Genomic DNA, 13,985 nt, shown 5'->3' on the forward strand with positions numbered 1-13,985 from the left:
GATATAATGCGATATTTATACTTAAATAAAGGTTTGAAATGAAAAAAATTTTATTAAGTTTTGCATTTTTTGCAAGTTTAGCTAGTGCAAATACCATTAATGCTATAGCTGTAGTTGTAGATAAAGAGCCTATCACAACTTATGATATAGATCAAACTATAAAAGCACTTAAAATTGATAGAAATAAAGCTTTAGGCATACTCATCAATGAAAAAATGGAAATTTCACAAATGAAACAACTGGGTATTGTAGTCAATGATCTAGAGCTTGATGATGCTATAAATAAAATGCTTGCTCAAAACAAAATCACTTTAAATGCTTTCAAAACAAATTTAAAATCCAAAAATCAAAGCTATGAACAATTTCGTGTAAATTTTAAAAAAGATTTAGAAAAAAGAAAACTTTATGAAAAAATCGCAAGTATGGCAAAAACTGATTTTAGTGATGATGGAGCAAAAAAATTTTTCGAACAAAATAAAGATAAATTCACTTTTTATACACAAATTAATGCAAATATTTATTTATCAAACAATCCTCAAACTTTAGAAAATATCAAAAATACAAAAAAAACAATCCTTAAACCACAAAATGCATCTTTAAACACAAGCAATGCCGATCCAAGACTTTTAGGGCTTTTATCACAAATTCCTGTTGGAGGCTTTTCCCCTGTTTTAAATGGAAAAAATGGCTATGAACTCTATGAAGTTAAAAGCAAAGATGGGGCACAAACTCCTGAATATGAACAAGTTAAAAATGAAGTTTTAAACGCTTATGTAAGCGAACAAAGACAAAATTTCATACAGGATTATTTTGATAAACTCCGCTCTAAAATCAATATAGAATATTTAAGATAAAAATTACAATTAAAATTTCCCTTTAATTAGGGAAATTTTAATGTCTTGCAAGATAATTTGTATCGTAGTTATTATTAATAAAATCAGGATTTTCCATCATAGAAAGATGAAAATCTTTGGTTGTTTTTATCCCACTTATAAGCAACTCATCTAAAGCTACTTTCATTTTTGCAATAGCTTTATTACGATCTTCTGCCCAAACTACAAGTTTGCCTATCATAGAATCATAATAAGGAGGCACGCTATAGTCTTGATAACAATGACTTTCCATTCTGACATTGCGTCCTGCGGGTGGAATATATTTAGTAATCTTACCTGGACTTGGCAAGAAAGTTTTGGAATCTTCGGCTGTGATTCTACATTCTATAGAATGCCCATTTAATTTAATACTTTCTTGAGATGGTAAAGCATAACCTTCTGCTACTTTAATCATTTGTTCTATGATATCAATCCCACTTACCATTTCACTTACACAGTGTTCAACTTGCAAACGCGTATTCATTTCTATAAAATAAAAATCCAAATTTTTATCTACCAAAAACTCAAAAGTTCCCGCACCTTCATATCCTATAGCTTTAGCTGCCTTAATAGCAGTTTCATGAAGTCTAGTGCGTGTTTTTTCATCAAGCAAAATCGCAGGGGATTCTTCTATAAGTTTTTGATGGCGTCTTTGCATAGAACAATCTCTTTCGCCCACATGAATCACATTGCCAAAACTATCTCCTATAACCTGCACTTCTATATGGCGTGGATTTTGTATGTATTTTTCCATATACATAGTTCCATCGCCAAATGCTGTCATAGCCTCGCTTTCAGCCGACCAATACGCTTTTTCAAGATCTTTTTCATTTTCAACCACACGCATACCACGACCACCGCCACCTGCAGCTGCTTTTAAAATCACAGGATAACCTATTTCTTTGGCAAGTTTTTTAGCTGCTTCAGCTCCTGCCAAAGCCCCATCGCTTCCTGGGATCACAGGTACGCCTGCTCTTTGCATGACTTGTTTTGCTTTTGATTTATCACTCATTAAATTCATAGCTTCCACAGAAGGACCTATAAATTTGATGTTATGTTTAGCACAAATTTCAACAAAATTTTGATTTTCACTTAAAAATCCGTATCCTGGAAAAATCGCATCTGCTTCAGCAATTTCAGCTGCTGTAATAATAGCTGGGATATTTAAATAGCTTTCAGAACTTCTTGCTTTGCCTATACAAATGCTTGCATCAGCGTATTTTAAATACAAAGCATCTTTATCTGCTTCAGAGTACACACAAATTGCTTTTTTACCCATTTCTTTAATCGTTCTTAAAGCACGCAGTGCTATTTCTCCACGATTAGCAATTAATATGCTTTTAATTTCCATTTTATAATTTCTCCACCGCAAATAAAGGCATTCCAAATTCTACAGGCTGACCATCAGCAACTAAAATTTCAGCGATCCTACAATCAAATTCTGCTTCAATTTCATTCATGATTTTCATCGCTTCGATAATAGCTATAGTATCGCCTTTTTTAACCGTACTACCTACTTTTACAAAAGGTGCTGCACCTGGACTTGGAGCTTGATAGAAAGTTCCTACCATAGGGCTATTTATACTTGGTTTGTTTGATTTTACACTTTGACTAGGTTGAGCTTCGTTTACAACGCTTACATTGATAGGTTGTGGAGCTGGAACTGGAGGACAAACAGGGGCTGGAACATCGCAGCACATATCTCTTTCAAGTTCTATTTCAAAACCATCTTGTTCTTTGATCTTAATTTTACTAATATTTGCTTCAGCAAAAAGGTTTACTAACTCTTTAATTTCTTCTTTTGTCATAAAATTCTCCTACAAAATTTAAGAACTTAACCTTGTATTATATAAAAAAACTTGAAATTTAACTTTAAAAAAGAAAAAAATCATAAAAAATATAGATTTTTTAGGTTATAATCCTTACAAACAATTACAAATATTAAAAAGGTTAAAAATGGGCTTAAAAGCGGATAATTGGATAAGAAAAATGGCATTAGAACACAAGATGATCGAACCATTTTGCGAAGCAAATATAGGAAAAGGTGTGGTAAGCTATGGACTTTCAAGCTATGGCTATGATATACGTGTAGGGCGTGAGTTTAAAATTTTTACCAATGTTAATTCAACTGTAGTGGATCCAAAAAATTTCGTAGAAGAAAATGTAGTAGATTTTGAAGGCGATGTATGTATAGTTCCTGCAAATTCTTTTGCCCTAGCTAGAACTATAGAATATTTTAAAATGCCTGATAATGTCTTAGCTATTTGTCTTGGCAAAAGCACTTATGCAAGATGTGGCATCATCGTCAATGTTACCCCTTTTGAACCAGGTTTTGAAGGACATATCACTATAGAAATTTCAAATACTACGCCTTTACCTGCAAAAATTTATGCCAATGAAGGTATAGCGCAAGTGTTGTTTTTGCAAGGCGATGAAAAATGTGACACCACTTATAAAGATAAAAAAGGCAAGTATCAAGCCCAAACTGGCATTACCTTGCCAAGAATTTTAAAATAGGAACACTTATTGCTTTAATTTAAAAAAACTTAAGTAAAGGAAGGCAAAATGTTTAACAAAAAAAATATCTTAATCACGGGCGGAACAGGCTCTTTTGGAAAAACTTATACTAAGGTTTTGCTAGAAAACTATAAACCTAATAAGATTATCATTTATTCTCGCGATGAGCTCAAACAATTTGAAATGGCAAGCGTTTTTAATGCTCCTTGTATGCGTTATTTTATAGGAGATGTAAGAGATAAAGAGCGTTTAAGTACTGCTATGCGTGATGTGGATTTTGTTATACATGCTGCTGCAATGAAGCATGTGCCTATTGCTGAATATAACCCTATGGAATGTATAAAAACAAACATACACGGTGCGCAAAATGTCATCGATGCTTGCTTTGAAAATGGGGTTAAAAAATGTATTGCTCTTAGTACAGACAAGGCTTGCAATCCTGTAAATTTATACGGTGCAACCAAACTTGCAAGCGACAAGCTTTTTGTCGCTGCAAACAATATAGCAGGTAACAAACAAACACGCTTTGGTGTTACAAGATATGGCAATGTTGTAGGTTCAAGAGGATCGGTAGTACCTTTCTTTAAAAAACTCATCAGCGAAGGAGCTAAAGAACTTCCTATCACCGATACAAGAATGACTCGTTTTTGGATCAGCCTTGAAGATGGAGTGAAATTTGTACTGAGCAATTTTGAAAGAATGCACGGAGGAGAAATTTTCATCCCTAAAATTCCTTCGATGAAAATCACCGATCTAGCCCATGCTTTAGCTCCTCATTTAAATCATAAAATCATAGGTATCAGAGCAGGAGAAAAACTACATGAAATCATGATTTCAAGCGATGATAGTCATTTAACCTATGAATTTGAAAACTACTATGCCATAAGCCCTAGCATTAAACTTGTAGATAAAGATAATGACTTTAGTATCAATGCCCTAGGCGAAAAAGGACAAAAGGTAAAAGATGGTTTTTCTTATAGTTCGGATAATAATCCTTTATGGGCAAGCGAAAAAGAACTTTTAGAAATCATCAATCACACCGAAGGTTTTTAAAATGCTTACTTATTCTCATCAAAACATCGATCAAAGCGATATAGATGCGCTTACAAAAGCTTTAAAAGATGAAATTTTAACAGGGGGTAAAAAGGTAGATGAATTTGAAGAAGCTCTTTGTGAATATGTGGACGTAAAACACGCTTGTGTATTAAACTCAGCCACTTCAGCCCTTCATCTTGCCTATACAGCATTAGGCGTCAAAGAAAAAATCGTTTTAACCACTCCTTTAACCTTCGCTGCTACGGCTAATGCGGCCTTAATAGCTGGAGCTAAGGTAGAGTTTATCGACATTAAAAACGATGGCAATATTGACGAAAAAAAACTAGAAGCAAGACTTTTAAAAGATAGTAAAAATATAGGAGCTATTAGCGTGGTGGATTTTGGGGGAAATAGCGTTGAAATAGATGAAATTTCAAGCCTTGCTAAAAAATACAATATCCCTTTAATCGATGATGCAAGCCATGCTTTAGGTGCCTTATATAAAAGTGAAAAAGTAGGAAAAAAAGCCGATCTTTCTATCTTTTCTTTTCATCCTGTTAAACCCATCACTACTTTTGAAGGCGGGGCTGTGGTGAGTGATAATGAAGAGCTTATCACCAAAATCAAGCTTTTAAGAAGCCATGGTATCATTAAAAAAAGGCTTTGGGATAGCGATATGATAGAACTTGGCTATAATTACCGCTTAAGCGATGTTGCTTGTGCTTTAGGGATAAACCAGCTTAAAAAACTCGATCACAATCTTGAAAAAAGAGAAGAAATTGCAAGTTTTTATGATAAAGAATTTGAAAAAAATCCTTATTTTTCCACGATAAAAATCAAAAATTATAAAAAAAGCTCAAGACATTTATACCCTATCTTGCTTTTTCCTGAATTTTATTGTCAAAAAGAAGAACTTTTTGAAAGCTTACTTCATGCAGGAATTGGCGTACAGGTACATTATAAACCAACTTATGAGTTTAGTTTTTATAAAAAACTCTTAGGAGAAATCAGACTCCAAAATGCGGATAATTTTTACAAAGCCGAGCTTAGCATACCTTGTCATCAAGAAATGAATCTAAAAGATGCAAAATTTGTAAAAGATACTTTATTTAGCATTCTTGAAAAAGTTAAAAAGGGATATTGTGGATAAGCTAGACTTTAGAAGTCAAGATTTTAACCAAACTGGAAAGGCTATGTATGAACTAGCTTGTGAACTTTTTCCTATCCCTAGGAGTATCACAGGGCAAGGTTTTAGAGCTAGCTTAGAAATTTTAAATAAAACTCTGGGGGGGGGTATACTCAAATTTCACTCTATCAAAAGTGGCACAAAGGTTTTTGACTGGATAGTCCCTGATGAATGGAACGCTAAAGAAGCCTATATCATCACTCCAGAAGGAGAAAAAATTTGTGATTTTAAAAAGCATAATTTACACCTTCTAAATTATAGCGAAGCTATCGATAAAGAAATCGAACTTGAAGAACTTCAAAATCATCTTTACTCCATAGAAGAAATGCCCGATGCTATTCCTTATGTAACGAGTTATTACAAAAGGCGTTGGGGATTTTGTCTCACGCATAATGAAAGAAAAAAACTCAAAAAAGGCAAATACAAAGTCTATATCAATGCGAAACATGATGAAAATGGGGTTTTGGATTATGCTGATTTTATCCTATCTAGTACGCAAAATTCAAAAGATGAAATTTTAATTTCAACCTATCTTTGTCATCCTTCCATGGCAAATAATGAGCTTAGTGGTCCTGTGGTGGCTATTTTTCTGGCAAAATGGCTTTTGAGTTTAAAAGAAAGAAAGTATAATTACCGCTTTGTCATCATTCCTGAAACCATAGGCTCTATAGTCTATCTTAGCAAACATTTAGAGCATTTAAAAAAACATGTTAAAGCAGGCTTTGTGCTTTCTTGCTTAGGTGATGATCATGCTTACTCACTCATACACACACCCAAAGAAAACACTCTAAGCGATAAAGTTGCCTTGCATACGCTTAAAAATAAAGAAAATTTCAAAGCTTTTAGTTTTTTAGATCGTGGAAGCGATGAAAGACAATACAATGCTCCGCTTGTAAATCTTGGCATTGTAGGAGTATGTCGCACAAGATACCTAGAATACGAACAATACCACACTAGTAAAGATGATCTCGATTTTATCTCTGAAAAAGGTTTAATGGGTGGACTTCAAAGCATGCAAGAAATGATTTTAAATCTAGAAATCAACGCCGTATATAAAAACACCATAGTATGCGAACCCAATCTTGGCAAAAGAGGACTATATCATACCCTTAGCACTGCTAATGACATTCCTTTGGCTTGTAATTTTCTAGCTTACTGCGATGGAGAGAATGATATCATCGATATAGCCAATATCTTAAATATGCAAGCTTATGAATTTAAAGAACTTTTGGAAAAAATAAAATTTTATGGACTAGTAAAATGAAATATTTTTTAGAACACAATGACAAAAAATACTCCGATAAAGATTTAATAGATGCTTTTTATCAACTAGGTATAAAAAGGGGTGATATTTTATGCGTACATACAGAACTTTTTAACTTTGGCGTGCCTTTGCTTTCTAGAAATGAATTTTTACAGACTATACTCAATTGCTTTTTTGAAGTTATAGGCAAAGAAGGCACTTTGATCATGCCAACCTTTACTTATAGTTTTTGCAAAAATGAAGTTTATGACAAAATAAATTCCAAAACAAAAATGGGAGCATTAAATGAATATTTTCGCAAACAAACAGGAGTAAAACGCACAAACGATCCTATATTTTCTTTTGCTATAAAAGGAGCAAAAGAAGAATTATTTTTAAAAGATACAACAAGTTGTTTTGGGGAAAATTGTGTTTATGAAGTTTTAGCCAAAGAGAATGGAAAATATATGACATTTGGAGGCCAAGGACATACACTAACACATTATGCAGAAGAACAATTTAATGTATTTTACAGATATCATAAAATTTTCTCTGGAATTTTAATTGATGAAAACAATATATCATACAATAAAACCATTAGTTATTATGTTAGAAAACTTGACATATCTTCTGAGCCCAATTTAATTAACATTATCAATATTGTTAATAATACTAAAAATTTTAAAAAAAACAATTTTGCAGGAGATCATATAAATATTTACAACGCTAAAGAATATATAGAAATTTTATGGAAAAAATTAGATATAAACCAAACAATTCTAATAGAAAATTATGATACAATATATTAATTTTCAACATTCTCAAGAAAGTGGTATACAATGGAAAAACAATTTTATGAAATTTTAGAAAATATACTTGAAACCAAAGTAGATGAAAATACAAATTTAAGCATGGAAAACTGCAAGAACTGGACTTCTTTAGCTCATATTGATATCATCATGAGTTTAGAAGAAGAATTTGAAATCAAATTTAACAAAGAAGATTTAGGTCTCTTAAAATCTCAAAGCGCTTTACTAGAAAAAATTCAAACCCTAAAGGCAGAAAAATGAAAGAAAATATTGAAAAATTATTTCAAGCCATCGCTCAAAAAAATCCTATCCATTCTAAATATCTTAAAAAAATTGAATTTTCACAAGAAGACGAAGAAGAATTTGATAAATTAATTTCTTATTATATTCAAGATGGTATCAGTATAAAAGAACAATGCGATTGTTATTTATTGATCCTTAACGATACTTTAGAAGAAACAAAATTTTTCATAGAAAATGGGGCTTATCGTTATTCTAGCTTTGATGAAGTTAAGGATAAAGTTTATTTTAATGAAAGCTATATGAAACAATACATGATAGGCTTAGCTCTTTCTTCTTTTGTTTGGATAGCTCATATTAAAGTGAGAAAGTATTTTTCACAATATTTAAAAAATTTTACTCCAAAAACAACTTATTTTGAAATAGGCCCTGGCCATGGAGAATATTTTGCAAGAGCAGTTAAAAGTGGTAAATTTTCCGCATTTTATGGACTTGATATCTCTCCAACAAGTTGCGAACTTACTCAAAAAATGGTAAAACAACAAGTAGGGGGATTGATTACAAAATGTGATTTTTTATGTCAAGATTTTTTTACTTATGATTTTGATAAAAAAGCTGATTTGATAGTGATTGGAGAAGTGCTAGAACACGTAGAAAAACCTCTTGAATTCCTTAAAAGATCTAAAGAGCTTCTTAGCGATGGAGGGGAAATTTTTGCAACTATTCCTATCAATGCTCCTGCTATTGATCATATTTATTTATTTTCCCATCCTGATGAAGTTAAAGATTTGATAGAAAAATCAGGCTTAAAGCTTAAGACTTATGAATGTTTTATGGCAAATGATTATAGTTTAGAAAAAGCATTGAAATTTAAAAATGCTATCACTATGGCAGTAGTTTTAAATGCTTAATACAACACTCAATTTACCCATTCATCATATAGGTGTGGCTTGTAAAAATTTAGAAAAAGAAAAGGAATGTTTTTTTAAACTAGGTTTTTATAAAGAATCAGAATTTGTAGATGAAAAACAAGGGGTAAGAGGTGAATTTATCATTCCTTGTAATGAAGCATTTCCACAGTATAGATTTGAACTTTTGCAAAATTTAAACGATAAAGGCCCACTAGATAGCTATTTAAAAAATAATACCAAAATGTATCATTTAGCCTATGAAAGTAAAAACATCGCCCAAGATTTAATTCTTTTGGAACAACAAGGAGGCATTTGCATTGTTCCTATTATACAAGCAAGCTATTTTGCTAAACTTTGTTTTATCATGATGCCAAATAGGCTTTTAATCGAACTTGTGGAGCTAAAATGAATCTTTTTTCACCCCATTTAAAACGCAATGAGCTTATAAAATTCGCCAAAGAATTAGACTTTAGCAAAAGTCAAGATCTTCTTATTAATGTCCATAGAAATCATGCTTTTGAAGGAGTGCAAAGTATCATTGCTCCTTTTTTACATTTTGCTAATTTACGAGCTGAGTTTAATTTCAGCTCTTATGATGATAGCTTGAGTTTTGATAACTTTAAAGAAGCTAGTTTAGAACTTTTATGGCTAGATTTAACCCGCTATAAAAATAATGTGCAAAATTTTATAGAAGAAAGACTTTTAGAACTAAGAAAAATTTCACAAAACCCTATTTTAGTTCTTAGTTTAGGAGAATTTAAAACAGATAAAAAAATTTTAAATTGTGAAATTTTTAACATAGAAAAACTTATAAAAGAGTATTTTGATGAAGAAGATATTTTAGACCTAGCTAAAGAAGAACTTACAGGCTCTAAGCTTAATAATAAAGCCTTGATTTTTTTAGCACAAATTTTAGGACTCAGTCTCATCCCTGCACTCGTAAAACCCGCTCTTAAAGCTCTTGTACTTGATCTTGATAATACCTTGTATCAAGGAATTTTAGGTGAAGAGGGTATAGATAATCTTAATTTAAGTCCTTTGCACAAAACCTTACAAGAAAAAATTAAAACTTTTAAAAAACAAGGGTTTTTACTTGCCCTAGCTTCAAAAAATGAAGAAAAAGACGCAAAAAAACTTTTTGAAATAAGGAAAGATTTCATCTTACAATGGGATGATTTTGATGCTAGAATGATCAATTGGGAGCCAAAAGGTGAAAATATCTTAAAAATTGCTAAAAAATTTAATATAAATACTAACGCTATGCTTTTTATAGATGATAATATCGCCGAGCTTGAAAATACCAAATTTACAGGCGTTAAAACACTTTTATGCGATGAAAATATACTTTATAAAATCAAACTTTTTCCTAATCTTTTAAAACTTTCAAATACCAAAGAAGATCAAATTCGTGCCAAAGATATAGCAGCCAATGCTTTAAGAGAAGAGCTTAAAAACTTAAGCGATGAAGAATATTTTCAAAATCTTGAAATCAGCTTAAATTTTAGCAAAAATGATCTGCAAAATATCCCTCGCATTAGCGAACTTTTAGGCAAAACCAATCAATTTATCGCTAATTACACACGCTTAAATCAAGAAAAAGTCGCACAACACATGCAAAAAGAACTCATTGTAAGTGTGAGTATGAGTGATAAATTAAGCGATAGTGGGATTATCGCTATTTTTGTTTTTTCTTGTAAAGAAGGAAATTTATTTATCGATGATCTTTGCGTTTCTTGTAGGGCTTTAGGTAGAAAACTTGAAACTAGAATGTTTTTTAAAGCCTTTGAACTAGCTTTACATTTCTTTGATCTTAAAAACAATAATGCAAGGCTTTACTATCAAAAAGGCGAAAGAAATATGCCATTTTTGAGCTTTTTAGAACAAATTTCTAAAGAAATTGAAAAAAACTCAGCCCTTGTTTCATTTCAAAATTTAAATTTTAAAGGACTTATAATCCATGAAAACTAGATTTGATAAAGCTAAAATTTCAGGTATTTGCGTAAGCGTACCTGAACATAAAATTTGCATTGATGATGAGTTAGAAAGCGTTTTTTCAAATGATATTAAAACCCTTAAAAGAATGAAAAAAGTCATAGGCTTAAACACGCGTTATATTTGTGATGAAAACACTTGTGTAAGCGATCTTGGCAAACACGCAGCCAATACACTTTTACAAGGTTTAAATATAGATAAAAATAGCCTTGACGCACTCATCGTAGTAACTCAAAGTCCTGATTTTTTCATGCCTTCTACGGCTTGTTATTTACATCAGTTTTTAAATTTAAGCTCTAAAACCATAGCTTTTGATTTAGGGCAAGCTTGTGCAGGGTATTTATATGGCTTATTTGTCGCTCATTCTTTAATACAAAGTGGCTTAGGTAAAATTTTGCTCGTTTGTGGGGATACTTTAAGCAAATTCATCCATCCTAAAAATATGAATTTAGCCCCAATTTTTGGCGATGGAGTAAGTGCAACTTTGATTGAAAAAACGGATGATTGTAATGAAGCCTTTTTTGAACTTGGAAGCGATGGAAGACATTTTGATAAACTCATCATTCCAAAAGGTGCAATGAGAATACCTAAAGCAGATATTTTTAACGATGATTCGCTCATGCAAACTGAGGAGTTTAGACAATTAGAAAATCTTTACATGGACGGAGCAAATATTTTTAATATGGCTTTAGAATGCGAACCTAAAAGCTTTAAAGAAATTTTAGAATTTTCCAAGGTAGAAGAAAAAGACATTGCTTTTCATCTTTTTCATCAATCTAATGCGTATTTGATTGATTGTATTAAAGAAGAATTAAAACTTAATGATGATAAAGTTCCTAATTTCATCATGGAAAAATACGCTAATTTAAGCGCTTGTTCACTACCTGCTCTACTTTGCGAACTAGATACTCCAAAAGAATTTAAAGCGAGTTTAAGTGCTTTTGGCGCAGGGCTTAGCTGGGGAAGTGCGGTGCTAAATTTCAAGGATTTATACACAAAAGATATTTTAATTTACACAAAGGAGAAATAATGACAAAAACTGAATTTTTAGAAGAGCTTAAAGAAGCTATGCATAGAGATGAAGACTTAAATGAAGATATGCTACTTGATGATATAGACGAGTGGGATAGTTTGGCTTTTGTATCTGTGATGGTGCTTTATAAAAATCTTTTTGCTTTAAAAATCACAGCCGAGGACTTGAAAAATTGTCAAAAAGTGAGTGATTTAATCGATTTAGCAAAGCTTGATTAAAACCTTTAAGGTTTTAATCTTTTATCTCTAATTCAAATTTATCTCCCACATCTTTAAATATAAACACTTTATTCCCACAAGGATAAGAGATGGAATTTTCTTGCATTAAACATTTTCTTTTTTGTAATTTTTCAAGCATTAAAGGAAGTTCTTTTCTAAATAAGGCTTTATCAGTAATCCTCATACCATGATTTAAATCTTTTATAAATCTGCCATCAATCTCACTTTCGTCTTTTATTAAATGTAAAGTGGCGTCAAGTTTTAAAAATTTATAAAATTCATGAAGCTGTATTTTATAATCCGCAGGTGTAAAAGTATCATGTCTACTATGATAAGAGATATAAATAATATTAGGATTAATATCATGTTGTAAAATCAAATGATCTTTATTTAAAAAACTACGAATAATATAATTTTCATTATGAAGATAATAAGGAGAAGTTATATCTTTACGCGTCCAATAACTCTTTAGAAAAAATTCTATAATCAAATTTTTACTACCTTCTACATATTCACACTCGCCAATCTCTCTTCCTACTAAACGCTTTAAAGGAGGAAGAACAGCTAAAGAATTATCGATTACACCATCTACGTACCAAGGAGCTATTTTCGCACACATTAAACCTATCACACCTCCGTATGACCCCCCCCCATAAATTTTTGGTAAATCTGCAAATTCTGGAAAACGTTTAACTAAATCTTTTAAAGCATTGATATGATCGATAGCAGGCATTAAAGCATAGTTTTGATATTCTTCATTAGGCGGAATAAAAGTTGAACTAATAGTAGCACGATAATCTAAAGGTATTTGCCCATTCTCTTTTAACTGCGTAATTCTTTGTTCTAATAAAGTAGCATATTCAAGACTATTTTCAGTAGTTAAGCTACTAGAATTTATACCTACCTTAGATAAAGCTTCTTCTAGCTTTTCAAGATCCTCTAATGTAAAAACTTTTATTGCACTATATTTTATATCTTCTGAAAAACGCATAGAAAAACAATGATAAAAAACACTCACCGCTACAACATCAAATTTTTTAGCAATATATTCTCTATCAAAGTCTAAAAAAGAAATATTTTTATTGGCACCCATTCCAGATATTACAAAAACTATAGCTTTAATATCTTTTTCATCATCATAACTGATGCGGTATTCAAGTTTACTGGTTCTTTTAATGCCTAGTTCTACATCATCACAAGAATCAATTTCAAAGGTTTGGTTTATGAGCATATATTTTTCCTTTTTAATTAATAATCAATTTTAACTGATTTTCTACATCTTTAAAAGTAAATACTTTATTTCCACAAGGATAAGAGATGGAATTTTCTTGCATTAAAGATTTTCTTCCTTGCAATTTTTCAAGCATTAAAGGAAGTTCTTTTCTAAATAAGGCTTTATCAGGTATACCACAACCATGATCTAAATTTTTAATAAATTTTCCATCAATTTTATTTTCATCTATCAAATTTAAGCTTACATCATATCCTAAAATTTTTAATATTTGCATGGTTTGTTCTTTAAAATTTGCTGGAGTTAAAGGATCTTCTTTGCTATGATAACTCACATAAATGATATTTTTATTTTTTTGACTTTGTAAAATCAAATGATCTTTATTTAACAATGTTCTAATAAAATAATTTTCATTATTAAAAAAATAAGGTGAATTTTCTTTACGTGTCCAGTGGGTTTTTACAAAACATTGTATTAAAATATGCGAACTATTTAAAACATAATCACAACCGCTCTCCATTTCTCTTCCTAAAATATAATTTAAAGGTGGCAAAGCCGAACCCGAATTATCAATCACGCCATCCACATACCAAGGAGCTATCTTTGCTATGAGTAAAGATAGGTATCCTCCATAAGACCCCCCCCCATAAATTTTTGGTAAATCTGCAAATTCTGGAAAACGTTTAACTAAATCTTTT

At 31.2% G+C, this 13,985-nt stretch carries 16 protein-coding genes; 12 read left to right on the top strand and 4 right to left on the bottom strand.

Translation table 11 applies throughout. From position 1 onward, the window contains the following. The first annotated feature begins 38 nt into the window (after positions 1-38). Positions 39-854, top strand: coding sequence for a peptidylprolyl isomerase SalC (gene salC, locus BGS40_RS01470; protein WP_044306168.1), 816 nt, complete (start codon positions 39-41; stop codon positions 852-854). Between the two features lie 37 nt (positions 855-891). Here salC and BGS40_RS01475 read toward each other — a convergent pair whose 3' ends face one another. Together BGS40_RS01475 and accB are read right to left on the bottom strand one after the other, a co-directional pair. After that, positions 892-2,223 carry an acetyl-CoA carboxylase biotin carboxylase subunit gene (locus tag BGS40_RS01475; protein ID WP_002854112.1) on the bottom strand — a complete coding sequence of 444 codons (1,332 nt, stop codon included), beginning with the start codon at positions 2,221-2,223 and terminating at the stop codon, positions 892-894. Position 2,224: 1 nt separating this feature from the next. Continuing rightward, positions 2,225-2,680, bottom strand: a complete 456-nt coding sequence (gene accB / locus BGS40_RS01480; RefSeq protein WP_002853623.1) for an acetyl-CoA carboxylase biotin carboxyl carrier protein — start codon at positions 2,678-2,680, stop codon at positions 2,225-2,227. A gap of 148 nt (positions 2,681-2,828) precedes the next feature. Between accB and dcd the strand changes: the two genes are divergently transcribed. The 11 genes from dcd to BGS40_RS01535 are packed head-to-tail and all read left to right on the top strand — an operon-like array spanning position 2,829 to position 12,056. Next, positions 2,829-3,389, top strand: coding sequence for a dCTP deaminase (gene dcd, locus BGS40_RS01485; protein ID WP_002854086.1), 561 nt, complete (start codon positions 2,829-2,831; stop codon positions 3,387-3,389). 48 nt (positions 3,390-3,437) lie between these two features. Then, positions 3,438-4,442, top strand: a complete 1,005-nt coding sequence (gene pseB, locus BGS40_RS01490) for a UDP-N-acetylglucosamine 4,6-dehydratase (inverting) (protein WP_052794887.1) — start codon at positions 3,438-3,440, stop codon at positions 4,440-4,442. Between the two features lies 1 nt (position 4,443). Then, on the top strand, positions 4,444-5,574 hold the full coding sequence (gene pseC / locus BGS40_RS01495) for a UDP-4-amino-4,6-dideoxy-N-acetyl-beta-L-altrosamine transaminase (protein WP_087704718.1): 1,131 nt from the start codon (positions 4,444-4,446) through the stop codon (positions 5,572-5,574). Beyond that, positions 5,567-6,874, top strand: a complete 1,308-nt coding sequence (locus BGS40_RS01500) for a DUF4910 domain-containing protein (RefSeq protein WP_096738257.1) — start codon at positions 5,567-5,569, stop codon at positions 6,872-6,874. Before pseC ends, BGS40_RS01500 begins: the two co-directional genes overlap by 8 nt. Continuing rightward, positions 6,871-7,662, top strand: a complete 792-nt coding sequence (legH, locus tag BGS40_RS01505) for an N-acetyltransferase LegH (protein WP_004313914.1) — start codon at positions 6,871-6,873, stop codon at positions 7,660-7,662. Before BGS40_RS01500 ends, legH begins: the two co-directional genes overlap by 4 nt. A gap of 30 nt (positions 7,663-7,692) precedes the next feature. Then, positions 7,693-7,923: an acyl carrier protein gene (locus BGS40_RS01510; protein ID WP_004313913.1), complete on the top strand. Its 231-nt coding sequence runs from the start codon at positions 7,693-7,695 to the stop codon at positions 7,921-7,923. Further along, entirely contained in the window at positions 7,920-8,813 is an 894-nt protein-coding gene (locus tag BGS40_RS01515; RefSeq protein WP_002829515.1) for a class I SAM-dependent methyltransferase, read from the top strand. The genes BGS40_RS01510 and BGS40_RS01515 overlap by 4 nt, the downstream gene beginning before the upstream one ends. Continuing rightward, the gene (locus BGS40_RS01520; protein WP_096738258.1) at positions 8,806-9,222 is read left to right on the top strand and encodes a VOC family protein; all 417 of its coding nucleotides are present in this window, start codon (positions 8,806-8,808) and stop codon (positions 9,220-9,222) included. Before BGS40_RS01515 ends, BGS40_RS01520 begins: the two co-directional genes overlap by 8 nt. Continuing rightward, positions 9,219-10,781, top strand: coding sequence for an HAD family hydrolase (locus BGS40_RS01525; protein WP_096738259.1), 1,563 nt, complete (start codon positions 9,219-9,221; stop codon positions 10,779-10,781). The genes BGS40_RS01520 and BGS40_RS01525 overlap by 4 nt, the downstream gene beginning before the upstream one ends. After that, positions 10,771-11,835, top strand: a complete 1,065-nt coding sequence (locus tag BGS40_RS01530) for a beta-ketoacyl-ACP synthase III (RefSeq protein WP_096738260.1) — start codon at positions 10,771-10,773, stop codon at positions 11,833-11,835. Before BGS40_RS01525 ends, BGS40_RS01530 begins: the two co-directional genes overlap by 11 nt. Further along, on the top strand, positions 11,835-12,056 hold the full coding sequence (locus tag BGS40_RS01535; protein ID WP_002786077.1) for an acyl carrier protein: 222 nt from the start codon (positions 11,835-11,837) through the stop codon (positions 12,054-12,056). The genes BGS40_RS01530 and BGS40_RS01535 overlap by 1 nt, the downstream gene beginning before the upstream one ends. A 13-nt stretch (positions 12,057-12,069) precedes the next feature. On the opposite strand, the gene BGS40_RS01540 is transcribed toward BGS40_RS01535, so the two are convergent. Continuing rightward, positions 12,070-13,287, bottom strand: coding sequence for a DUF2920 family protein (locus BGS40_RS01540; protein ID WP_096738261.1), 1,218 nt, complete (start codon positions 13,285-13,287; stop codon positions 12,070-12,072). Positions 13,288-13,300: 13 nt separating this feature from the next. Beyond that, the coding region (locus tag BGS40_RS01545) for a DUF2920 family protein (protein WP_141085127.1) at positions 13,301-13,985 on the bottom strand (685 nt) is incomplete at its 5' end.

The sequence above is a fragment of the Campylobacter sp. 107 genome, assembly GCF_002383835.1.
Taxonomy (GTDB): domain Bacteria; phylum Campylobacterota; class Campylobacteria; order Campylobacterales; family Campylobacteraceae; genus Campylobacter_D; species Campylobacter_D jejuni.

Excerpts from the sequence above, each read along its gene's own strand:
- salC (WP_044306168.1), top strand. The coding sequence starts at position 39 with ATGAAAAAAATTTTATTAAGTTTTGCATTTTTTGCAAGTTTAGCTAGT.
- BGS40_RS01475 (WP_002854112.1), bottom strand. The coding sequence starts at position 2,223 with ATGGAAATTAAAAGCATATTAATTGCTAATCGTGGAGAAATAGCACTG.
- accB (WP_002853623.1), bottom strand. The coding sequence starts at position 2,680 with ATGACAAAAGAAGAAATTAAAGAGTTAGTAAACCTTTTTGCTGAAGCA.
- dcd (WP_002854086.1), top strand. The coding sequence starts at position 2,829 with ATGGGCTTAAAAGCGGATAATTGGATAAGAAAAATGGCATTAGAACAC.
- pseB (WP_052794887.1), top strand. The coding sequence starts at position 3,438 with ATGTTTAACAAAAAAAATATCTTAATCACGGGCGGAACAGGCTCTTTT.
- pseC (WP_087704718.1), top strand. The coding sequence starts at position 4,444 with ATGCTTACTTATTCTCATCAAAACATCGATCAAAGCGATATAGATGCG.
- legH (WP_004313914.1), top strand. The coding sequence starts at position 6,871 with ATGAAATATTTTTTAGAACACAATGACAAAAAATACTCCGATAAAGAT.
- BGS40_RS01510 (WP_004313913.1), top strand. The coding sequence starts at position 7,693 with ATGGAAAAACAATTTTATGAAATTTTAGAAAATATACTTGAAACCAAA.
- BGS40_RS01515 (WP_002829515.1), top strand. The coding sequence starts at position 7,920 with ATGAAAGAAAATATTGAAAAATTATTTCAAGCCATCGCTCAAAAAAAT.
- BGS40_RS01520 (WP_096738258.1), top strand. The coding sequence starts at position 8,806 with ATGCTTAATACAACACTCAATTTACCCATTCATCATATAGGTGTGGCT.
- BGS40_RS01525 (WP_096738259.1), top strand. The coding sequence starts at position 9,219 with ATGAATCTTTTTTCACCCCATTTAAAACGCAATGAGCTTATAAAATTC.
- BGS40_RS01530 (WP_096738260.1), top strand. The coding sequence starts at position 10,771 with ATGAAAACTAGATTTGATAAAGCTAAAATTTCAGGTATTTGCGTAAGC.
- BGS40_RS01535 (WP_002786077.1), top strand. The coding sequence starts at position 11,835 with ATGACAAAAACTGAATTTTTAGAAGAGCTTAAAGAAGCTATGCATAGA.
- BGS40_RS01540 (WP_096738261.1), bottom strand. The coding sequence starts at position 13,287 with ATGCTCATAAACCAAACCTTTGAAATTGATTCTTGTGATGATGTAGAA.